The 23,391-nt window shown below is 38.0% G+C and carries 17 protein-coding genes; 10 read left to right on the top strand and 7 right to left on the bottom strand.

The features are described 5' to 3' along the window. Positions 1-7: 7 nt before the first annotated feature. The 10 genes from kbaZ to C0T34_RS05065 all read left to right on the top strand — a co-directional run bounded on the left by kbaZ (position 8) and on the right by C0T34_RS05065 (position 9,192). Positions 8-1,288 carry a tagatose-bisphosphate aldolase subunit KbaZ gene (gene kbaZ / locus C0T34_RS05110; RefSeq protein WP_098942135.1) on the top strand — a complete coding sequence of 427 codons (1,281 nt, stop codon included), beginning with the start codon at positions 8-10 and terminating at the stop codon, positions 1,286-1,288. A 12-nt stretch (positions 1,289-1,300) separates the two neighbouring features. Then, positions 1,301-2,491 (top strand): SIS domain-containing protein, encoded by a 1,191-nt coding sequence (locus tag C0T34_RS05105; RefSeq protein WP_098942136.1) that lies wholly within the window; start codon positions 1,301-1,303, stop codon positions 2,489-2,491. A 24-nt stretch (positions 2,492-2,515) separates the two neighbouring features. Continuing rightward, complete coding sequence (gene agaV, locus C0T34_RS05100; protein WP_023581440.1) at positions 2,516-3,010, top strand: PTS N-acetylgalactosamine transporter subunit IIB; 495 nt, start codon at positions 2,516-2,518, stop codon at positions 3,008-3,010. Positions 3,011-3,058: 48 nt separating this feature from the next. Further along, positions 3,059-3,826, top strand: coding sequence for a PTS N-acetylgalactosamine transporter subunit IIC (agaW, locus tag C0T34_RS05095; RefSeq protein WP_098942137.1), 768 nt, complete (start codon positions 3,059-3,061; stop codon positions 3,824-3,826). Beyond that, positions 3,816-4,706 (top strand): PTS system mannose/fructose/sorbose family transporter subunit IID, encoded by an 891-nt coding sequence (locus tag C0T34_RS05090; protein WP_072063421.1) that lies wholly within the window; start codon positions 3,816-3,818, stop codon positions 4,704-4,706. The genes agaW and C0T34_RS05090 overlap by 11 nt, the downstream gene beginning before the upstream one ends. A gap of 99 nt (positions 4,707-4,805) precedes the next feature. Next, positions 4,806-5,240 carry a PTS galactosamine/N-acetylgalactosamine transporter subunit IIA gene (agaF, locus tag C0T34_RS05085; RefSeq protein ID WP_098942138.1) on the top strand — a complete coding sequence of 145 codons (435 nt, stop codon included), beginning with the start codon at positions 4,806-4,808 and terminating at the stop codon, positions 5,238-5,240. Beyond that, a complete protein-coding gene (gene nagA / locus C0T34_RS05080; protein WP_109849782.1) occupies positions 5,237-6,406 on the top strand; it encodes an N-acetylglucosamine-6-phosphate deacetylase in 1,170 nt (389 codons plus the stop codon). Before agaF ends, nagA begins: the two co-directional genes overlap by 4 nt. Before the next feature lie 42 nt (positions 6,407-6,448). Next, on the top strand, positions 6,449-7,279 hold the full coding sequence (gene kduI / locus C0T34_RS05075) for a 5-dehydro-4-deoxy-D-glucuronate isomerase (protein WP_098942140.1): 831 nt from the start codon (positions 6,449-6,451) through the stop codon (positions 7,277-7,279). A 78-nt stretch (positions 7,280-7,357) separates the two neighbouring features. Next, positions 7,358-8,113, top strand: a complete 756-nt coding sequence (gene kduD, locus C0T34_RS05070; RefSeq protein WP_098942141.1) for a 2-dehydro-3-deoxy-D-gluconate 5-dehydrogenase KduD — start codon at positions 7,358-7,360, stop codon at positions 8,111-8,113. A 17-nt stretch (positions 8,114-8,130) separates the two neighbouring features. Beyond that, the gene (locus C0T34_RS05065; protein ID WP_109849781.1) at positions 8,131-9,192 is read left to right on the top strand and encodes a glycoside hydrolase family 88 protein; all 1,062 of its coding nucleotides are present in this window, start codon (positions 8,131-8,133) and stop codon (positions 9,190-9,192) included. Between the two features lie 1,207 nt (positions 9,193-10,399). Here the strand turns inward: C0T34_RS05065 and C0T34_RS05055 are convergent. The 7 genes from C0T34_RS05055 to C0T34_RS05025 all read right to left on the bottom strand — a co-directional run bounded on the left by C0T34_RS05055 (position 10,400) and on the right by C0T34_RS05025 (position 23,167). Further along, on the bottom strand, positions 10,400-13,441 hold the full coding sequence (locus C0T34_RS05055) for a chondroitinase family polysaccharide lyase (protein WP_109849780.1): 3,042 nt from the start codon (positions 13,439-13,441) through the stop codon (positions 10,400-10,402). A 54-nt stretch (positions 13,442-13,495) separates the two neighbouring features. Further along, positions 13,496-16,561: a chondroitinase family polysaccharide lyase gene (locus C0T34_RS05050; protein WP_098942144.1), complete on the bottom strand. Its 3,066-nt coding sequence runs from the start codon at positions 16,559-16,561 to the stop codon at positions 13,496-13,498. Positions 16,562-16,572: 11 nt separating this feature from the next. After that, on the bottom strand, positions 16,573-18,738 hold the full coding sequence (locus C0T34_RS05045; protein ID WP_098942145.1) for an autotransporter outer membrane beta-barrel domain-containing protein: 2,166 nt from the start codon (positions 18,736-18,738) through the stop codon (positions 16,573-16,575). Positions 18,739-18,774: 36 nt separating this feature from the next. Then, positions 18,775-19,659: an OmpG porin family protein gene (locus C0T34_RS05040; RefSeq protein WP_109849779.1), complete on the bottom strand. Its 885-nt coding sequence runs from the start codon at positions 19,657-19,659 to the stop codon at positions 18,775-18,777. Positions 19,660-19,805: 146 nt separating this feature from the next. After that, positions 19,806-21,365, bottom strand: coding sequence for a sulfatase-like hydrolase/transferase (locus C0T34_RS05035; protein ID WP_075673699.1), 1,560 nt, complete (start codon positions 21,363-21,365; stop codon positions 19,806-19,808). A gap of 329 nt (positions 21,366-21,694) precedes the next feature. Then, the gene (locus C0T34_RS05030) at positions 21,695-22,183 is read right to left on the bottom strand and encodes an N-acetyltransferase (protein WP_098942148.1); all 489 of its coding nucleotides are present in this window, start codon (positions 22,181-22,183) and stop codon (positions 21,695-21,697) included. Positions 22,184-22,417: 234 nt separating this feature from the next. Then, on the bottom strand, positions 22,418-23,167 hold the full coding sequence (locus C0T34_RS05025) for a YadA-like family protein (RefSeq protein ID WP_109849778.1): 750 nt from the start codon (positions 23,165-23,167) through the stop codon (positions 22,418-22,420). Positions 23,168-23,391 lie beyond the last annotated feature (224 nt).

The raw sequence follows: 23,391 nt of genomic DNA, 5'->3' as shown, positions 1-23,391 counted from the left end.
GTATTTAATGCATCCTTTAGAAAAGATTGTTCAGCAACACAAATCAGGCAAACAGAATGGCATTTATTCTGTTTGTTCTGCACACCCTTTAGTAATAGAAGCAGCTCTATTACAAGCGCTGGATAATGATTCCTTTCTGCTAATTGAGGCCACCTCTAATCAGGTTGATCAGTTTGGTGGTTATACGGGAATGACTCCCGCTGACTTCTACCAATATGTCATTGAACAAGCTGAAAATGTGGGTTTTCCTATCGAGAAACTTATTCTTGGTGGTGACCATTTAGGGCCTAATCGTTGGCAACATCTTAACGCTGAAAAAGCGATGGCAAATGCAGATGTGTTGATTGCACATTATGTTGCCGCGGGTTTTAAAAAAATTCACCTCGATTGCAGTATGTCTTGTGCTGATGATCCTATTCCTTTAACGGATGAAATTGTGGCATCTCGTGCAGCACGCCTTGCTGTGATTGCAGAAAACACAGCAAAAGAGGCATTTGGCACAAGTGATATTGTTTATGTTGTTGGTACAGAAGTACCCGTTCCGGGCGGTGCCGCTGAAGAACTTGATACTGTTGAAGTGACTTCACCTGATGCTGCACGTAAAACATTAGAGTGCCATCGCCAAGCTTTTCAAAATGTGGGTGTTGGTGATTGTTGGGAACGCGTTATTGGTCTGGTTGTGCAACCCGGCGTTGAATTTGATCATACGGGTATCATTGATTATCAATCAGAAGAAGCACAAGCATTAAGCCAAGTGGTAAATGATTATTCTCATCTTGTTTTCGAAGCACATTCTACGGATTATCAAACTAAAGAAGCTTATAAACAGCTAGTTCATGATCACTTTGCCATTTTAAAAGTAGGGCCTGCATTAACTTTTGCAATGCGCGAAGGTTTATATGCACTTTGCTCTATTGAAGAAACATTATTCCCTCAAGAACAGTGCTCTAAATTACGTGAAAAAATGGAGCAATTGATGTGCCGTGAACCGGGCTTTTGGCAAAAGTACTATCATGGTGATGAGCGTCAACAAGCCTTTGCTCGAGTATATAGTTTTAGTGATCGTATTCGCTATTACTGGCCAGATGCTGAGATTAATGCCGCCATCGACACATTAATGGATAACTTATCCGTTAAACCTATTCCATTACCGTTACTAAGCCAATATCTGCCTTATCAATTTACCCAATTTAGAGAAGGCATGATTGACGGATCGCCTGAGTCTTTTGTTATTGCAAAAATTCGTGATGTGTTATCGGTTTATGCCGATGCGTGCTATGTCCATTAATTGAGGGAAACTATGGAATATTTAAGTTATCAGACCGCTCAATTAGAGCAACTGAATGCATTTTGGACTGCGAAAGAAATTGAGCAACAACCAGAATGTTGGAAGAAAACATGGCAATCAGTAAAAGAAAAACGTGCTGATATTGAAGCCTTTCTAAATGAAGCGCTGGCAGTACCTCATGCGCGAATTATTTTGACTGGAGCGGGTACGTCTGCATTTGCTGGGAAAGCATTGGCTCCTATTTTAAGTGGCCATACAAAACGTCGCGTCGATGCGATTGCAACAACCGATTTAGTGGCTGATCCACAAGAATATTTAGCAGAAGACATTCCTACTTTATTGATTTCTTTTGCTCGCTCCGGAAATAGTCCTGAAAGTGTGGCTGCATTAGATGTTGCGACTGAATGCCTATCACAATGTTATCACTTGGTGCTGACATGTAATGCAAATGGCAAGCTTTATGAGTACTGCCAAAATAACAGCAGTGCGTTGGCATTGTTGATGCCTGAAGAATCCAATGACCGTTCTTTAGCAATGACCTCTAGCTTTTCATCCATGATGATGGCTGCGGTAACCATCTTTTTAGGTGATAACGTTTTTAGTGACTCGATTGCTCCTTTTTTTAGTCACTATAAAGCGCAGTTTAATAAAGCAAATCAAATTATTAGGGATAAATACGCGGGTAAATTTAAACGGGTTATTTATCTTGGAAGCGGTGGATTGCAAGGTTTAGCACAAGAAGCTGCGTTAAAAATGTTAGAGCTTACAGCGGGTAAAGTGGTTGCGAGCTTTGATACTCCACTAGGCTTTCGACATGGGCCTAAGTCTATCGTAAATAAAGAAACTTTAGTGGTGATGTTTTTCTCTAATGATCCTTATACACGTCAATATGAGACTGACTTATTACGAGAGGTTATTCACGATAATGCATCAGGCAAGGTGATCGCGATCACCGCACGAAATGATAACGCTTTCTCACCAGAGAGTTTTGTTTATATTCCTGCGTTAGAGAACTGTTCTGATGTGGCGCTATTGTTCCCTTACTTGATGTTGGCGCAATCATTCGCATTTCACAGTTCCATTGCACTAGGGAATACGCCTGATAACCCGTCTCCAACAGGAGAAATCAACCGCGTTGTACAAGGCGTCACAATTTATCCGTTCTCACACAAAAAAGACGACACACAGTCTGCTTTAAATTAATAAAATATAATAAGAGAGCTAATCATGAACACACCGAATATTGTCTGGACCCGCATTGATGAACGTTTACTCCATGGTCAAATCCGTATTACATGGGGTAAACATACAGAAGCAAACCTGATTTTAGTGGCTAATGATGATGCAGCAGAAGGCCCTAATGCCGCATTTATGCAAGCGGGAATGAAAGCGTCAGCGGGTGGTGAATACGCTGTTCGCTTCTTCTCTATTCAAAAAACTATTGATGTTATTAGTAAAGCATCTCCTCGTCAGAAAATTTTTGTTTTGTGTAATAACCCGAAAGATGTTGCCCGTTTAGTGGAAGGTGGCGTGCCCATTACTCATTGTAATGTTGGCAATATGCATTTTCATGAAGGAAAACGCCAAATTGCGAAAACCGTGTCAGTCAATGATGCCGACATTGAGGCATTTAAAAGCCTCGTTGCAAATGGGGTCACTTGCACAATCCAAAACACCCCCGATCAGACACCCGTTGATGTGTTAGCGCTCGCATCAGCCTGATAATTTCCTGAACAAAAAAACCTGCATTAGCAGGTTTGAGGATTATTTATGATTTTTGAAGCTTCTTTAGTGGCTTTATGGGCCTTTTTTTGCGGTATAGATAAGTATGACGTTGCATTAAATATTCACAGACCACTCATTACAGGGCCTGTTGTTGGTCTGATTATGGGTGATATGCAGGTTGGGTTGATTGCAGGTGCAACGTTAGAACTCGCGTGGTTAGGATTAGTTCCTAACGCAGGCGCTCAGCCACCTGATGTGACTTTAGGTACGATTGCTGCGGTTGCTTTTGCGGTAATGACAAACCAATCACCTGAAGTTGCTATGGGAATTGGTATGCCTATTGCGGTGTTAATGCAAATGCTCGTGATTGGTTTCTTTGCTATGACAGCTTTCACAATGGGGAAAGCGGATAGATATGCGGAAAGAGCTGATGCTGCCGGAGTTTCTCGGCTACTTATTATCACAATTACAGTACGTTCATTACTCTATGCTTTAGTCGCCTTTGTGACGGTCTACTTTGGTGAACATGCGGCTCAATGGATTGATGAGAATACCCCAAAAGTGTTGCTTGAAGGCTTAGGCATCGGAGCGAAAATGGTTCCTGCTATTGGTTTCGCAATGTTGTTGAAAATTATGTGGTCAAAAGAAGTTGCAGGTGTGTTCTTCATTGGTTTCGTGATGACAACCTATCTAAAACTCCCAATTATGGCAGTCGCTATTTTAGGCGCATCAGCCGCCGCGCTCTACTTCTTCTTTAGTGGTAACAACAAAAATACAAGTCAGCAGAATGAGGATTTCGAAGATGGTATCTGATAATAGCACCGCATTGAAAACGCAGGATAAAACAGAAACGGGTTCTTTGATTGATGGCATTGACGAGTATCAAGATACCACTGTCAGAAAAGTTATCACTAAAGGCGACCTTTGGAAGTGTGCATTCCGCGGTTTATTTATGGAAGGTAACTTTAACTTTGAACGTATGCAAGGTGGTGGATTTGCCTTCTCGATTATCCCAGCCTTAAAGAAAATTCATGGGAACAATAAGCGCGACTATGCAACATCACTGAAAAACCATCTGCAATTTTTTAATGCCAGTCCTAAGCTGTTTACCTTTTTATTGGGTACAGCCGTTGCAATGGAAGAAAACAAAGAAAAACCATCGACTGTTAACGTCATGAAAGTTGCGGGAATGGGGCCAACGGGGGGGATCGGTGATGCTATCGACCATATGACTTTGATGCCACTGACATTAGCATTGGGTGCATCTATTGCAATGGAAGGTTCGATTGCGGGACCTTTTGTTTTCTTCTTTTTATATCAAATTGTGCACTTTTTAGTGTATTTCGGACTGATGTTTATGGGTTATCGTGCGGGAACCGCTGCGATGGTCAATATGAGTGATGCCACTGAAAAGCTGGCTAAAGCCGCCAATATTATGGGGATCTTTGTTATCGGTGCGCTGAGTGCAACTTTTATCAAGGTGCAAACCACCGCCTCGCTGGAGCTGGGAGGAAAGGTGGTTGAATTACAAACTGCGCTCTTTGACAAAATCATGCCGAACTTATTACCTCTGTGCTTGGTTTTCCTTATGTACAAAATGGTGAAAAGCACCGGTTTTTGGGGTAAGCCTCCAGTATTGATTTTCTCAACTCTTGCATTTGGCGTTGTCGGTCACGTATTAGGGTTCTTATAACAAAAAGCCTTTATAGCCGTCGTTATTGTCAATCGAAATACATTATTAACTTGCTATAAACGGGCAGGAGAGTCTTCTGCTGCCCGCAAGGAGTCACTCATGATAGGTCTTATTGTTTCAGGACATCTTAATTTTGCCTCTGGTATGGCATCAGCCGTAAAAGCGATTGCTGGCGAGCAAGAAGATATCGCATTTATTGATTTTGTTGAGTCAATTTCTCCTGATGAACTTGAAGAAAAAATGCGTGAAGCGATCAACTCAATGTCATGTCAGCAATATCTATTCCTAACAGATTTACCTGGTGGAACACCTTGTAATCGTGCAATGGCCATTATGATGCAAAATCCTGCCGTTGAAGTATTAGCGGGTGTAAATCTACCGATGATTGTTAATGCAGCTTTCGAACGAGAAGGGTGTTCAACATCAGAGTTAGTGCAAATATTACGCGAAATAGGCCAAGACAGTATTCAAGATATTCGTGAGCAATTGGCACAAATAGACAGCAATGATGTTGAAGAAGAAGACGGTTTATGAGTCAGCAATATGCCATTTTAGCCGATCGAACTTTTACACCAGAAGGTATTCGTTATCTTTGCTATGTCTGTGTTAAAGACGATGTCATTGAGTCAATCACCACGCAAGCACCAACAGATTGCCCCATTATTCGCCTAAAAGGGAAATCGTTATTACCCGGTTTTGTGGATATTCATATTCATGGTCGTGAAGGTGCAGATGTAATGGATGCGACTCAACAAGGATTACAAACCATTGCTGATGCTTTAGTGAAAACAGGTGTGGTTGCATGGGTTGGTACAACCGTTACTGCGCCTATGGATGATATTCGCCAAGCATTATCACAAGTACGTGAGTTTTTGTCGGAGCCACAAACTTCTGGCGCACAGTTACTTGGGAGCTTTTTAGAAGGGCCTTATTTTACTGAGCGCCATAGAGGCTCTCATCCTGTGAAATATCTAAAAGCACCAACGATATCAGAGCTAGAAACATTGCTTGAAAGTGCGGGGGACACATTATTGCGTGTCGCTGTTGCGCCGGAAGCACAAGGTTCGATGGAGGCGATTGATTGGTTGGTCAATCGAGGCATTAAACCTAGTGTGGCGCATACAGCGGCAACTTATGAACAAACATCAGATGCTTTTTTACATGGCGCTGATTGTGGCGTGCATTTGTATAACGGAATGACGGGACTTCATCATCGCGAACCGGGATGTTGTGGTGCCGTGTTGTATCACAATGTATTGGCGGAATTGATTGCAGATGGCATTCATGTTCATCCCGTTATGATGCAATTAGCGTATCGCATGAAAGGTTATCAACAACTCGCTTTAATTACAGATTGCATGCGTGCTGGGGGACTACCTGACGGTGATTACACGCTGGGTGCTCAAACAGTTAGCGTCTCCCAAGGTCAGGCAAAAACAGCAGATGGCTCTTTGGCAGGGAGTACATGTAGCTTAGACAGTGCATTAAGAAATATGGTGCAATTAGCACATGTTCCTGAATGGGAAGCAGTACAAATGGCGAGTGCGATCCCCGCTGAGTATCTCGGTATCGGCGACAAATTGGGTTATATCAAAGTTGGGCGACAAGCCAGCTTTGCTGTGGTGGATGAATGTTTTCATCTCACCGATACATTCATCAGAGGAAATCATATTTACTCTGTATCCGGGGAAAATGTGTAGCTTTTCAGTTATGCACCCATCAGTAAAAATGAGGTATTTATAATGGAAATTCGTCAGCCAATTCATAGTGAACATGCTAAAAGGCTTGATACAGAAGGACTTCGCAAGGAGTTCCTGATAGAGAACCTATTCTGTGAAGGGGAAATGAATCTCACTTATAGCCATATAGATCGTATTATTGTTGGCGGTATTGTTCCTACAACACAGCCTTTAGCATTAATGGCGGGTAAAGCCTTAGGCGTTGATTTCTTTTTAGAAAGACGTGAGTTAGGTGCCATTAATATTGGCGGTGCTGGTAAAGTGGTTGTTGATGGTGATGTCTTTGACATTGGTCCTCGTGAAGCGATTTATATCGGAATGGGCGCTAAAAGTGTCGAATTTACCAGTGACAGTGTAGAAACGCCTGCACGTTTTTATATGAATTGTGCACCAGCTCATCATACTTACCCAACACGTAAAATAACGCAGCAACAAGCATCACCAGAAAAAATTGGTAATGCAGAAAACTGTAACGTTCGTACTATTTATAAATTCTTACACCCTTCTGTTTTGCCAACATGCCAATTATCTATGGGGATGACGGTTCTTGAACCGGGTAGCTTATGGAATACCATGCCTTGCCATACTCATGAACGCCGTATGGAAGTGTATCTCTATTTTGATATGAAAGATGACAATGTGGTTTTCCATTATATGGGGGAGCCAACGGAAACTCGTCATTTGGTTGTTCGTAACGAGCAAGCAGTGATAAGCCCTAGTTGGTCAATTCACTCCGGTGTGGGCTCAGCATCTTATACTTTTATTTGGGGAATGGTCGGTGAAAATCAGGTCTTCCACGATATGGATCATGTGGCAATGAAAGATCTGAAATAACCATAAATAGTTATATTTTCTTCTTACCCTACATATAAAAAGGTGTGGCTATAAAGCCACACCTAAGAGGTTATTGTTATGAATTTATTCGATTTAAATGGTAAGGTTGCTATTGTTACAGGTTGTAATACCGGGTTAGGTCAAGGCATGGCTATTGGTTTAGCCAAAGCAGGTGCAGATATTGTTGGCGTTGGGATCCAAGATGCACCAGAAACTCGCCAACAAGTAGAGGCTCTGGGGCGCCGTTTTCATTACATTACGCAAAATTTAATGAAACAAGATGGATTACAAGCGCTGGTGGATGAAGCAATTTCTGTTATGGGGCGCATTGATATTTTAGTAAATAATGCCGGTATTATTCGTCGAGAAGATCTTTTGGAGTTTGGTGAAAAAGATTGGGATGATGTGATTGATATTAATCAGAAAACACTATTCTTTTTATCCCAAAAAGTGGCTCGCCAATTTGTGAAACAAGGAGAGGGTGGCAAGATAATTAATATTGCTTCTATGCTCTCTTATCAAGGTGGCATTCGTGTGCCTTCTTACACCGCAAGTAAATCTGCAGTAATGGGACTAACTCGCGCATTGGCGACTGAACTCTCTCAGTACAATATCAATGTAAATGCAATTGCTCCGGGCTATATGGCAACAGATAACACGGCTGCTCTGCGTGCTGATGATGCTCGTAATGCCGCTATTGTAGAGCGTATTCCTGCTGGACGTTGGGGAACTCCTGAAGATGTTGCAGGTCCTGCGATTTTCTTAGCCTCTAAAGCCAGTGACTATGTTAATGGATACACCATTGCCGTTGATGGTGGTTGGTTAGCTCGTTAATTTCATGGAGAAATAGGATGGAACACGCTAATACAGAGACTTTGCAAAGAGAGCTTGTATTACAAAACATGAAGCGAGTGTATCGTTATCAATCGGCTAATCAAGTTCGTAGTGTTCGTCGCCGTAGTGGTAAAACCCGTTTTATTAAAGACACAGATTGGGAACGTGGTGTTTTATGGAGTTGTGTAAGTGCAGCATGGCAAGCTACACAAGATGAAGAATATCTTAATGGCATATTGAATTACACATTACATACAGGATTTAGAACAGGTCCTAATGCGCGTTTTGCTGATGATCATGTTTGTGCACAAGCTTATCTCGCCATTAGCCCGCTTTTTGAACAACCTGAAGTGATTGAACCAACAATCAAAGCATTTGATATCATGCTCAATGAGCCAAAGCCTGGCCGTGAAGATTGGTGGTGGTGTGATGCACTTTTTATGGCGCCTCCAGGATTTGCAGCATTAGCCGAAATCACCAATGAGCGACGTTATTTAGATTATATGCACACAGCTTATTGGGATGCGATTGACTATTTACGTGATCCTGAAACAGGGCTTATCTTCCGTGATCATCGCTATATTCCTGATGGTCAAGGCAATGAATTGCGTGAAGCTAATGGTGAAAAAGTATTTTGGAGTCGCGGTATTGGTTGGGTTTTAGCTTCGATACCGCGTATCTTAAAATATATGCCTGATGATTATCATGGCCGTGAACGTTATATTGCATTATTTAAAGAATTAGCGACCTCCATCCTAGATTATCAACATGAAGATGGTTTTTGGCGGACTAGTTTACTCGATCCTGATAATTTTCCTGCACCAGAAAGTTCAGCAACAGCACTATTTTGTTATGGGCTAGCATGGGGAATTAATCAGGGAGTATTAGAGAAAGATGTGTATTGCCCCGCATTAAATAGAGCATGGTCAGCATTACAAACCTGTATTCATGACAATGGCATGATAGGTTGGGTTCAACTTCCGGCATTTAACCCTCGTGAAGTGAAGTTCGAACATAATATGGATTATGGTGCTGGTGCTTATTTATTAGCAGGAAGTGAAGTTTTAAATCTTTTGTAAAATTGCTAGAGCTTTGATATTGACGCTTTGTTGTTTTTCTTGCGCTTTACATGCCTTCCGCGCAATATTTTCCTATCTAGGATGCCGACCAAAAATAAGGTCGGCTTTTTTATTTTTAATATAATAAGAGGTAACAATAATCTGTTACCTCTTATTATAAATTTGGGTGCTTAGATTAAACCGTAATCACTTAATGAGAAAACTGCGGGGGATTACTCCCCCACAAGGCTAGTGTTTATTATTGATAAACTTAACCTGAACATTTATATATTCACTATTAATGGTGAAATTCTCGATTGGATTATTGTAGAATAAAATTATCAGTAATACCGTGATATTTATACTAATAACAATCACACTAATCAGAGAATATTTGTTTATCTTCTTGACAGCTCCTTTATAAGGAGGCAGAATCAAATTGTTAGGGTTTGAGTCCGCCTCGGTGAATATAAAATATATTTTCCGGGGCTTTTCTCTTTCTGGTGTTTGCAAAATGCTTGAACCAGATTGATCCAAGCACCCGCGCAGAGAATAACAAAATAATCATCGAGCACAACACATTTATTTTTAATAATAAAGCTAGCGATTTGTTTTTGCTTTTTTAAATAATTAATTTATTTATTAATTGAGATAAATAATAAAATAAGAGGTAAAAATAATCTGTTACCCCTTATTTTAAATTTGGGTGCTTAGATAAATACACAACTATTGAAAAAGGAAACTGTGGGGGAGTGCTCCCCCACAAGATTAATATAAAGTAAACGTTATATTAACCTGAATAGTTAAATATTCAGTAGTTGGTATGAATAAATAAGGTATTTACTCTCTAATAATACGCGATTCGATATTATCATCGTCACGATCATCAGTCCGATTAAAGAATATTTTTTCATTTCCTCTTGCACTCCGATAAAGATAGAGGCAAAATCAAATTGTTGGGTATGATTTGGCCTCGATTAATGTTAAATAACGTAATCGGGGCTTTTCTCTTTCTGGTGTCTGCAAAATGCTTGAACCAGATTGATCCAAGCACCCGTACAGAGAATAACAAAATAATCATCGGGCACAACACATTTATTTTTAATAATAAAGCTAGCGATTTGTTTTTGCTTTTTTAAATAATTAATTTATTCGTTAATTTATATTTAATAAAAAAGAGTCTCGATATTTTTATTTCGAGACTCTTTAGTTTATAAAGTTACGAAATTTACTTAACTAAATTAATAACAGTAGGTGTTGCCTGTATTGTTGTTGTCGTAATAAGAGTATTGTTATTGTGGTGCTTAATAATAACACCGGGTTGAGGTGTCGTTAATTTCCATATTCCTTTTACGGTAATAGTACTATTTGTTGATTGCGATTCTGCTGTAAGCCAATGACGAGAATAAACACTAACTTCGATTTGATCACCTTTATCATCAAATTGATCTTTTTCTCTACCTTGATATAAATTTAAATCAGGATTAACAATACTTAATGTTAATTGCTGATTTTGTATTTTAGCCATGACCATAACCGGCGCATCACTGGATAATAATGTTGCATCCGCTGACTTTAACTTAGTGGCTTCAAAAAAAGCATATCCCTCTTCTTGGGTTATTTTATCTTTTACCGCATGAAGCTGATCATTATGTTGTAATACTGTGTATTCGGGAGCTTTATTATTTTGTGCTTCGATAGCTATTGCATATTCATAATTTGCATTACTCGGTGCTTTACCATGAGAAATAACAGCTGTTGCAAATAATTGTTCTGTTGGTTTTGAATTTCTATCATCAAGTGAATGTTGTTTTTGATAACTAAACTCTACGGTTTGTCCTTTAGTCAGCTTATATAAATTACCGGCAGGATCAATTAAAGTATCTGCATTATTTAAAGTTAACTGAGTACCTAATTGATTAATCTCTTTGCCATTAATTATCACTGATTGTAATTTAGGAACAGCGAACTGGAATAGTGTTGTTTCTGTTGAATGTTGCTTATCATCATTTTCAATACCTGAGCCTAAAGCGATCACTCTATTATCAAATAAGAAATAGGATTTATTTGCCTTCAAACTCTGTTGTTGATATTTACTGTGGCCATGTAATTTCATAGCAAACATACTGTTGTTATTTAATGTATTGGCACCAGAATAACTCTCAGTTGAAAGCAACATTTCTTCAATACCCGCACTAGGTAATTGATTAAGTTTTGCTTCAAGTTCGTTATATGGAAGATGGATTGTGGTTGTTCCTGGGTATCGATTCCAATCCCATCCGGCATGGCTAAACCCTGATTGAGTTAAATCAGCTGGAATAATTTCTAATTGTCCATATTGTAAATAGCGTCCATAACGATTGTTATTCTCATAACTTTCATTACCAACAAGATAGCGACTAAAACCACGAGCAATTGCAAGCCAGCTTTGTTGTGGTGACTGGGCTGATGCTCTGCGTTGTATTGCCATTGACGCATAATTCATTGCCCATGCACCAACAGGTTCATTTTCAGCCTTAATACCTTCAAAATGTGCTTTGTTATCTAATTTTGCATAAGCGGCAGATAATGTGGGATCTAACTTCTGTTTACCATCAGGAGTTCCTGCTAAGGCCATCCATTTAAATGGAGCTATTCCAATTTTATGTAATCCTGTGGGATGACGGCCACTTAATACCACAGGAATTTGTGTCTCTTTAGTGTAGATCCGCATTTTTAACAGAACATCTTTTAAACGCTCATGAGCTGAAGTTGATAAGCGAAAAGGAGAGTCACTTAATGCATAAACACTCGGTGCTAAACCCCCAAATGCGTCTTTAGCGTAGGCTGGATAATGTTGTGAATGATGAAAAATAGAACCATCGGATTTGAAACCACCGGCAACGCCTTTTGAACTTAGTATGGTTTTATTGAGCCAGTTTTGCAGTTGTGCTAAAGCTTGTTGGCGTTGTTGATAATCTGGCAACATCAGTAAGCTTTTTATCATCCACTGTAATTGAGTATTGAGAATATCAACGTTCGCATCAACGATTTCATCATCTTTTTCGAAAATTCGTCCAGTGGCGTTGTACCACATCATCGCTTGTTGAGTGGGTGCTAAAAGGTTGTTTTTTGCGAGAATATGACGACCAATAAACCATGCATCAAAAAGCTCTCTGGTTTGATAGCCAACATGAGTAATAATTTGATAACCACTACCTCGTGTAAAACCTTGTTCAAGTACGTAACGAGTTCCTAATAAATAGAGATCTTCTAATTTTTTTCGATCGGTTGCTGATAAGGAATTACTACGCAAGTAAATAGCAGTTTGAAGAAGTGTTTTACCCACATCTCTTAGCATATTAGCATCAAGCAATGTTTGTTTTGTCTCATCACTAAATACACCTTCGACTTTCATAAAGTTTTGCCGGTTAGGATGATCTAGTGCTTTCCCTGTTATTGAACCATCAGCGTGTTGTGTTAATTCTAATTTCTCCCAGAGCGCTAAATTTTTATTTAGCATGTCAGAGGTGATTTTTTTCTCACTACTAATTCCCTGATAATACTCAAAACGCTGGTAAATTGATGCCATCTCAGATTGATCGTCATGAAATTCGGTATCGAAATTTAGAGTTGGATAATGTGCTTTAAACATCTGATCGTACATCAGTAAAGCACTCCAGTTTTTACTGACCATCGTATTTACTGCATTATTTACGTACGGTGTTTGATAGTCAGGAACTGCCCAACGATTATCTAAAGGTACACTCATAATAATTTGATCAAAAAAGAGAGTTCCAGCCTGATTTGGGGCTGCTATCACTAATTGATCAAATTGACCTGTTGCTGTGCCTTGCATATCACGAAAAGGAATTGCAATACCTCTCCATCCTGTAAAATCAAGTTGAGTATCGAAACTTAATGCAATTTTATTATTTTGTTTAAATGCAAATGTTAATGGGGAAGATTGAGGTTTTTCATTATAAATCCACATCATAAAAGTGAGTGGTGTCGCTGTATTTTTATCATCTTGGTAATTAACAATATTATTTAGTGTTAATGTTGTTTGTGGTTGATATTGCCATTTGAGTGATTGTTCACCATCTTTAGCATGCTGTTTGCTCAGTGATAATTGATTATTATCTGAAGTGGTGAGGGTATTAGGTATTTCACTCTCAAAGAGATAAATATCACCGAAAGTTTCATGGGAAAGAGAAGGTAATGCTTGTGCGGGTAATGATAAACATAAGCTTAATGCTATTGCATGTGCTAAAGGATTTTTTATTAGCATAATCAGATTTCCTGCAAATAAAAAAGGAACGCGAGTGCGTTCCTTTTAGTAATATCAAGAGAGAGGTGAAAGTTTGATTTCTTGTGGAATACCAAAGTAACTGGTAAACGTCAGTTCAGTGTTATCACCTGAAACGTTATATTTTACGTCACTATTTTTATCAGTAGGTTGCCATTTCCCGTTGATGATGACATTGATAGTAACGGCAGTTGCTGCTTTCTGACGTGTCATGTTTAAATCCGGTGTAACAGCACTAACAGTGAGTGTATTTCCTTGATGATGAGTCATCACAATCGCAGGTTTATCAACCTTTTTGATCCATTTATCTTCGATTGAAGCAGATTGATAAAAGGCGTATCCCGTCACGTTGCTGAGTTTATCGTAAATAATATGAACATCTTTATCTTTACGAAGAACCTGATATAACCCATTATTTTCACGGAATTTTTTAGCCATCTCTCCCATTTTTTCAGGAGTCGCATCTAAAAAGACCATATACTCATAACTGGAATCTTTAGGTTGAACACTGTGATCAATCCACGCTGAACTGAAGTTTCCTTCTGTTGGCTGGCGATTTTTATTTTCAGCCGAAGTCTGGTGTTGACGACTGATATTCACTTTTTCAGCTTGAGTAATTAAATAACCATTACCGTTACTATCAATTAACCAATCACCTTGTTTTAGTGTTGCTTGATAAGGAAACGTTTCAACTTTTTGCCCATTAATCCAAATGGTATTTAATGATGGCGTTATGGCATGTTGAAATAAGGTCGTTTCAACATCTTTATTCTTATCACTACTGTTTATATTGCTACCAATAAAAATTAAGTGGTTATCAGCGGCTAATACACTCTTTTTCGCAGTAAAATTAGGATCAAAACGCTCAAGATTAGCAGGATAAATCAGATCGAATGCCATCATGCCATATTGACCTTCAAGAGCTGATGTTCCGCTAAATCCACGCTCGCCACGTTGCATTAATGTATGAGGTTTAGGGCTGTCTAATTCTTTAAGAGGAAGATGAATTGTGGTTGCCCCTGGCATCCTATTCCAATCCCAACCTTCTTGCTGATAGCCCTGTGAAAGCTGCGAACCATTACTCACTATTTGAGCGACACCATGACTTTGATAACGACCATAACGGTTATCTTTGTTATAAATTTCAGATGACCAAACATTGGTATTATAAGCTTTCAGTGTCACCATTTTATCTTGCCAGCGATGAATACCAAAAGCCCCGCCATTAAAGGAATAGAAACCTTGAGGCAAAGCAGCTGGCGCAATAGTTTCTCCAAAAATAGCATTCGATTCGCTTTGTGTTTTATCACTTATTGCAAGATAAATAGACGCGAGTGTTTTATCTGGAGACGGTTTTGCAGACATGGCAAGCCAGTAGTAGCCTTGTGCGACGGATTTTAACGAAGGTGAGTTAAAGGGGTGTCGCCCAGCAAGAGGTAACCCAACTTCAGGGTTACTGTAAATCCACGCTGAGACCATTGCTTTTTTCAGGTTATTCCAACCGCTTTCACCCACTGAAAATGGTGTGCCACGTAGTAAATAAATGAGCTGAGAGGCATTTTTAAAGGCAGGGAAAGAGTAACCTGGATAGTTACCTTCATGGCGCCACGCTGTGCCATCAGGACGTAAACCATCTTTACCGCCTGGTGGTACCTGAGTTAACGCCCCAGTGATGTAATGACTGAAAGTATTAACTAAGTTGATGCGCTTTTGATCATCAGGCTCTAGCAGTAATAAGGCTAAGTGCTGACGAGATAAGGTGTTGAAATAATCTAAGTCTGAACTATCTGCTCCTACCTTCATATCAAAACTACTTTTAAACTCTCGTGAATACCACAGTAATGAGTCATAAACTTGAGTTTGTAGATTTGCTTCTTTTAAGGCATCAGACATTAATAGTGTAGAAATATACCACCAACGAGAACTGTATCCCCAGTGATGGGTTGTGACTAATGCACTTCCCTTAACAAAGCCTTGGTCTAATAAATGCTTTGTCATTAATAAGTACATCTGTTTTAACTGGGCTTTTTGTGACGGATCTTTTTCAAGGACATAAGCACGGCTGATATTAAACATTAATGTTGTGTAATTACCAAGAATGACATAATTATCAAAAAGTGGCTTATCTTGAGCATTAAGATTTTCTGGCTGATAAATAATAGTTTGTTTATCCGTGATCAGATGTCGCCCTTGTATTCCACCATCCGCTAAAGTGCGAATATTGAGTGCATCAAAGTCACTTTTTAATTTACTAATATTTTCTTCTAGCGCGAGATTTGTCTCTTTTTCACCACCGACAAATTCATTAATCAAGCGTTGACGAATAAGATCAATCGCCGCTAAGTTTTCAGGTGTCACGGGTAACTGAGGTTGTACGTTATGAAATTGGATCTCAGGCTCTGATAAGCGTGTTTTAACTTGATAATCAGACCATTGATAGCGAGCATCATCGATAGAAAACATAATACGATCGATATAGATTTCACCCTGACCTACATTTGATGGGGCTTTAAATCGAATGCTATCGACATTAGCACCTAAAGAGCGCCCAATGCTGTCTTGAGTACCATCGGAAGAGGTATTCATTGCATTTAAGGTCATCTCTCGATTTTCAAGATCGTTATTTAAAGAGATCCCAATAGCACGCCAGCCAGTGAAATTTAGTTTTACTTTAAAACCTGCTTGCGCTTCGCTCGTTGAATTCAGCTTCTCTCCAAAATCGATAGTAAGATAGCCATCAATGGGTTTTTCATTATAAAGCCAAAATGATAAAACAGGTGTTGATGCACGTCCCCATGCTTTAGACGCTTCTTTATCTGTTGGGACAATAAGTTTTTTATGCAAAGTAAAACTGCTACCACCTTTCCATTTCCACAAAAGGGATTGGCTTCCCATAACACTACGCTTATCAGATAACGTCAGTGTTGAGTTTTTATCTGATGAAAAGTCCGCTAATGGGTTACTTTGCGCAAAGTGATAGATTTCTGACTGCATCAGATTTTTAGGATCAAATGCAGGATTGCTGGTAGCTGCAAGTGCATTATAAGGGGCTGATAATAGCCCCAGTGTCATAGCAAGTGCAGTAAAGCGAAATATCGGCATTATTTTTCTCCTTAGAAACGTTGGCTAACGGTGAAGCCAATGCGTCCTTCATTGAATTTGTCATAACGCTGATATCCCATTGTTGTGCCTAAATTTAACGATTGGGTAATATCAAGATTTGCCCCTAATTCAGCACTAATAATGTCGCCACCAACACGATTTCCTTTAATATCGAAGGTACTTGCTCCAGTATTAAAATAAGTGAGGCTATGACGTTGATTAATATTATTGTCACCTGCAATATCTTTGAAATAACGCAGATTAAGGGATGGAGTTAATTTGCCATAAGCGGTTTGATAGCTATTCCATAAAGCAACTGAACCACCTAATTGATTAACAGCATAGCGTTGACCATAAGTTCGCATAGATAAAGCAGAGCCTGTTTCTTCCCATGAATCAATATTTAGCCATTGATATTGGTAAGTCAGCATTGGTTTAATATGGATAAAATCAAAATCAAAATAGGTTCCAGCGTTAATTTGATAACCTAATTGAACACCAGAATAGTCACCTTTTGCTTTGGTATTTCCTTCCCATCCAGTATTACCACCGATATCTCGTTCACTATCGACAGTGTAATAACCAATATTTAAATTACCGTTTAGGAATAATGTGTCACTATACCAACCGGTGTAAGGCATAAATTCAAAATGGTTAATTTCTTTATTTGCGTTACGTTGTTTGGCATCAACTTTTGCGTAGTTATAAGCAAAAGAAACACCGATAAGAGCATCTTGATTAATTTCGTAATCAGTACCGATTTGAATGCCTGTGCGGTAAGTGTTGTAACCGTTAACTCCACCTTGATTGCTTTGCGTACCATAACCGTACAGCACATTAGCCCAGCTATTCCAGCCAGCTTCTCTTTCTTCAATCGGTAATTGGTTATCATAGCGTAAATAGCGATGAGCAATATTATTGCGCATATCTTCAACCATGATTAATCCCGCTTGAATATCACTACCATCAGCTATAGGGGCTAAATCATTCGATAATGCAGCAATATTATTATCGTCATTTCCAGCTGCGACTAATAGACTCAGTGCTTCATCTGAAACTTGGTTACGCGTATTATTAAATTCATTTAGTACAGTTGGAATAACATAGTTGGCTGCTGCTAATCCATTTTCACTGACACCACCACGTTCGGCAGCACTAATAAAGTTATTACCACCTTCGTAGCTAATACCATAACGCGCAACTAACTGGTTACCACTAACACCACCGCTAATATTAGGTGGTGTAGTTTCTAACCATGAATCTGTTTTTTCTAATAAAGGAGAAACATCGGGTGCAATAGCATTTGCATCTGTAACCGTAATCCCAGCTTCATCTTTAATGGCTGAATTGGAAGAAATTAAAACAATATCTTTATTTATGATGTTATCGACACTGGTGCCTTTAAAATCTAGCTTGGCTTGGCTACCTTTCTTAAAGGTGACATCACCGTCAACATGAAGAATGGTTTCATCGGTATTGGTATTGTCATCAAGGCGGAAAATAAGCTGGCTATTTTCCTTATTCATGAAATTACCTTCCCAGTGGATCGTTCTATCTTTTCCTTGGATAGTTAAATTGCCGTGGTTTTCAATTAATGGAACACCTGTAATTTTATATCCATCAAATAGGGCATTTTGAGCACCACCTTGATAAGCGAAATTTATTTTAGTATCTGCATGGCCATTTCCTAAAATATCACCGTGGATCTCACCATTTACATCACTTCTAAAACCTGTTTTCAGTGTTCTAAAATCAATGGCTGCGGTTTTTCCACGAATAATGGCACCGTCTCTGATATAAACTCCCGTACCTCGTTTAGGGAAATCACCTTCAACCAATATGGCTGTACCATTTTCACTGGTCACATTAGCGCCATTTAAGTTGATATTACTGCTAAAAGAAGCCCCTTGATTTATTTTGATGGCACTGGCTCCATCACCAGTAACAGTAATATTTTTTGTAATTGCTTGAGCTTTGTATTCTGTTGATGAGCCATTAAATACAACACCATCACCTTGAGAAACAGTAACATCTTTATTTATTTGAGCCGTATTCCCGTCATTAATATTAACTGTTTCACAGATATTTAAAGTAGGATCACATTCTGCCGCCCATGCTGAACCATAAATAGCTGATAAAATAGCAGCGCTCAAAAATAACAATTTTTTATTTTTCACAATATAACTCCATGAACAATTATATGATTTTAATTATTAGAATGTTGCTCGGAATGAAACTTTGAAATAATCTTGAGTTGATTTACTACCATCATTTTTATTTTCAACTCGTTCATTATAATATTCCGTCATGACTCGCCATTGAGGTGATATTTGATAAGCCATTTGTAAGGTATAACGTGTCATATCTTTTTCGATATAAACGCCTTTATTTGTTCTATCCTCTAATTTCCCGAAAATAGATTTACGCATTGATGGAGAAACAATTAATCCTATTGGAGTTGTCCAGTTTACATACATACGTAATTGTTGATTATGGTTTGTTTCTTTTGTGTCGTATTCTTCATGTCGTATTGCTTGTTTACCACCATCAAAATAAGCCACAGTTGTATTAATATTCGGAGTGACAAAATAACGTAGACCAGGTTCAATTTCCCAGCCTAAGTAATCCGTATTTGTGATGCCATTACTGCGTTTGTCTTCTTTCTTTTGTAAGCCAAATAAAACGCTACCCGTTAAAACCCAATCTTTATTAATTGGAAATTGGTAATTGGTTTTTGATTCATAAAAATCAATAGTTAAGCGGCTACCATTATCATAGTTAGTCAGATCTTGACGTACTTTTAAACCAGGTTGGATCCAACCATTATTTAATTTAAAGCGATAACTACCCTGTAAATCATAACGCTGATAACGATTTTTATTGTCATGCTCACGTTGACGAAAACCAACATCGAAATACCAGTTAGACTTATCTGGATTAATATTAAAATCTACACGATAACCAGCATAGTTATTTGGTGTATCGTAATCTGCCGTTTCCCAAGAAAACATGGCATTGACATTAGCTGCCTGAGAATGAAAAGAAGTTAAACCTAAGCCAAGAAGAGGTAAAAAAAGAGCAATACGAAGTTTGTTCATGGTATATATCCAATTCTTTATTCGCTTTTATTTGTGTCAATTTTTAGGTGTAGGACATTTTTCCCTTTATTTTATTAAAAGGATTTTTTATATCAGCGAATTGGGTTTATATATAGCGCCATAAAATTATGGCGCAGATATTTTTATTATTTTTCTTTACATGTCGATATTGTTTTATTTAATTTATTGGTTGTTGCCGTAATGAATTCAGTGGCGCGCCAAGAATCTCCTGTTTTTTCCAACCAAGGGGTTAATTCTTCTTTAATTAACTTCTCAATTAAAGGCATATTATCTTTGGCAATATTTTTCATTTGATATGGATCGTTCACATTGTCATATAAAGTATATTTCAATGGTTGCCCATCTTGTCTATCTATAACCAAAGTATGAGTTTTGGTTCTTACTCCTCGTTTACCAAATGAAGGTTCACCATAAGGAATAAAGAGATAAAGCTGAGAGTTTGCTGTGTCGCCTTTGCCTGTCACTACTCTATCTGCAAGATCAGTACCTTCTACTGAATCAGGTATCCATTCTGATAAACCAAGTAGCCCTAAGATAGTTGGATAAATATCAGGAGCTGACATTAATGCATCGTCAGAACCTGGTTTAATTTTACCTGGTAAACGAAACATCATAGGAACACGCATGGATTCTTCATAAGGATTATTTTTTGTTGCTTGTCCATTTGCCCCTAAGCAACTGCCATGATCAGAGAAGAAAACAACGAGAGTATTATCTGCAAGGCCTTGTTTTTCTAATTCATCTACGATGCGACCAAATTGCTCATCAACACCGTTGACCATTGCCATATATTCTTTGAAATATTGAGGGCCATAGCCTTCTTGATATTCAGTATCCCACTGTACATTAGGGCGCGTATTTAGCTCTTTTGACGTCTTACCTTGATAAGCATCGAGGTATTTTTTCGGTACTTGATCATAAGGTGAATGAGGTGGATTCATTGAAACCACTAATGCAAATGGTTTCGAATTGTCTCTAAATTGATTGTTTTCATTTTTGAGGAACTTGATTGCCATATCAGCTTCATGTTCAGGTCCCCATTGATCAATGTAAATTGGCTTATCACGAGGGGTATCGTTTGCCCAATACATTGGTTTTAAATGTAAATCGTAAGTACCATAAGAATACCAAAAATCAAAACCATGGCGTCTATCTGGTGCAGCCCATTCATTCCAATAGCGACCTTCCATTGGATTGTTGTAACTTTCGATAAATGGCTCGTAAGGCGCATCAAGGTGCCATTTACCGATATAACCAGTACTGTAATCGAGAGATTTTAAAACATCAGACCAACATTTTGCATAAGGAGATAAATCAATACCCACTTTGCCACCATAGTCATGTGCATTTCCTGTAATGCCATTACGAACAGGGTATTGACCTGTCATAAACATGCCACGGAATGGAGAACAAAGAGGGTAGTTTGAAGCCATCTGCGTCATTACTTTGGCTTGCTTCGCAAATTTATTCAAATTAGGTGTAATTGAAGGGTCTTCCCCCATAAACTGTAATGCATGAGCACGCATTTCATCTGGGAAAACAATTAATAGGTTAGGGGCATTCTCTGGACGCGATCGCGTGTTAGAAGCCGAATTCCCTGAATTAGCAATAACAGGGGTAGAAACAGTCATTGCTGCACCGCTGGCTGCGAGTCCTTTGATAAAAGTTCTGCGGGAAACAGTCATTGCTTCCTCCTATTTTACGTTTACTTTCGAATTGGTGTCTTTTATCTTATTTATACTTTTGTATAAGATCAAAAAGTAAGTTAACGAAAGATCGAGAATTGAAAGGGAGATCACAGAATGATGTCAAATTGTAAGCAATTTGACAGCCAAAATAGGAGTTGAAATATTGTTAAGAATAGATTAACTTTTTATTGTTTTATGTATTACACTGATTTATATGGTTATTATTTATTTTGTGATGGCGATAGCAAAAATACTTAAAAGCCTCCATTTTTAGCCAGAAAACTAAATAACAGAAAGTGTAAGTATTTTTCTTTCGTTTGTTTTCATTATCCTTTAATGACCCACCAAGATGTGCCTTTAAACTCAAAGTTTTTAACGATCTCCATACCTAGTTTTTGATGGGCTTTTAGTGACCGAATATTTTCACTATTCACAAATGCAATAGGATGCCCGCCATGTAAAGAACAGATCTGCTGGTAGAGATCTTTTAATAGGGATTTTCCACGGTGCAATTTATCTATACAAACAGGGCCGTAAAACCAATTGTTTTGTGTTATTTCTGGAAAGTGTTGATTAATAGCTTGAGCAATTGGAGGGATCGAAAAAGAGGTAACAGGAAAGCTAAAAACAACAGCTACAATATTTGCTTGGTAAAGTGCAATGATGGCGTTAGTGCTACTTTGATACATCGCCTCAACTTTATTTAGAGGGTATTCGCCATATAATCCACCTTGCTGAGATTCGGAATTTGCCTGTAATAATAGTGCGACTGCATTAATATCTTTAGCGGTCATTTTTTGAAATATATAATTCATTTTTTATTCCTTTTTTCTCTAGCTTATAATCCTAGTATATAAAAAATAGTCTATATTACAAAAAATATATTAGAGATACTAAAGTTAAACTTATCGATCTCTCTTTAAATAGCTCATTTTTATTAAATTGCTAATTACGTTTTTTATAAACAAGCAGTAATATTATTTAGATATTACCGCTTTAATTATAAAGCTATTTTTTAATAATAATCTGATTCTAGAAAAGAAAATCGATTACCAACCATAAGCTAATCCACCGCCAATAATAATTTCCTTTTCACTATTAATGGAGGAGTTTAATCGAAATGCAATATCGTTATTCGGTTTATATTGTACACCTCCAGCAAATGCTGTGCCTGTTCGATAATTACTAATACCGATTCCGCCACTTAAGGTGTGATGAGTAAGATAAGGAATGCTAGTCATTGCAACAGATGAAGCAATACCCGCAAATACTTTATTCTCTAACGCGATAATTTCTTTATCTAAATTTGCTATTGAATCTGTGATTTCAGCTTGTCTTTTTCTATAATAGTTATCAAAATCATTAATATGGGTTTTAAGATCACTGATATCTGTACTGACAGTTCTTTTTAATTGATTGATGGCGTTATTTGTTGTTATTCTATTTTTATCTACCAATTTTTTAGTTTGAATAAGATTTACTGCATCTGTATTATTTTTACCATCACTAATATTGACTAATCGAGAAGTATGATTATTTTCAATATTACCAAATGACACTGTATTTTCTTCTGTTGCTAATGAATTAGCTCCTATAGCAACTGAATGTGTATTTTTAGCTTGGCTATTTGTTCCTATTGCAATTGAACCGTTACCAGATGCTTTACTTTTGTCACCTAATGAAATACTGGGAATATTCACGATTATTGGTTTTTCTTTATTTTCTTTTATTAAATGAGAGTTTGAATAGGAGAAGGTTGGAAATAAGAAAACAATTAAAAATAATTTTTTAAATAGCATTTAATTTAACCCTTTAATGATCTTTGGTGGTATGAATTAATGCTAAATGATTGCTTTTATCATCACAAATGAAACATTCTGTATTTACTCTTAAAAATAGTTTTCAATAAGATACTAAGCTATTTAATCTTTGGTTAATAGTTGAGGTTATATTCAATTAAATAGCATTTTAAAAATTATTTATTTTATGAAAAACTGCACCTCAATTAAGATGCAGTTTGGGG

The sequence above is a fragment of the Proteus sp. CA142267 genome (genome assembly GCF_003336825.1).
Classification (GTDB): Bacteria; Pseudomonadota; Gammaproteobacteria; order Enterobacterales; family Enterobacteriaceae; genus Proteus; species Proteus terrae.
This window is presented reverse-complemented; position numbering and strand designations above follow the sequence as displayed.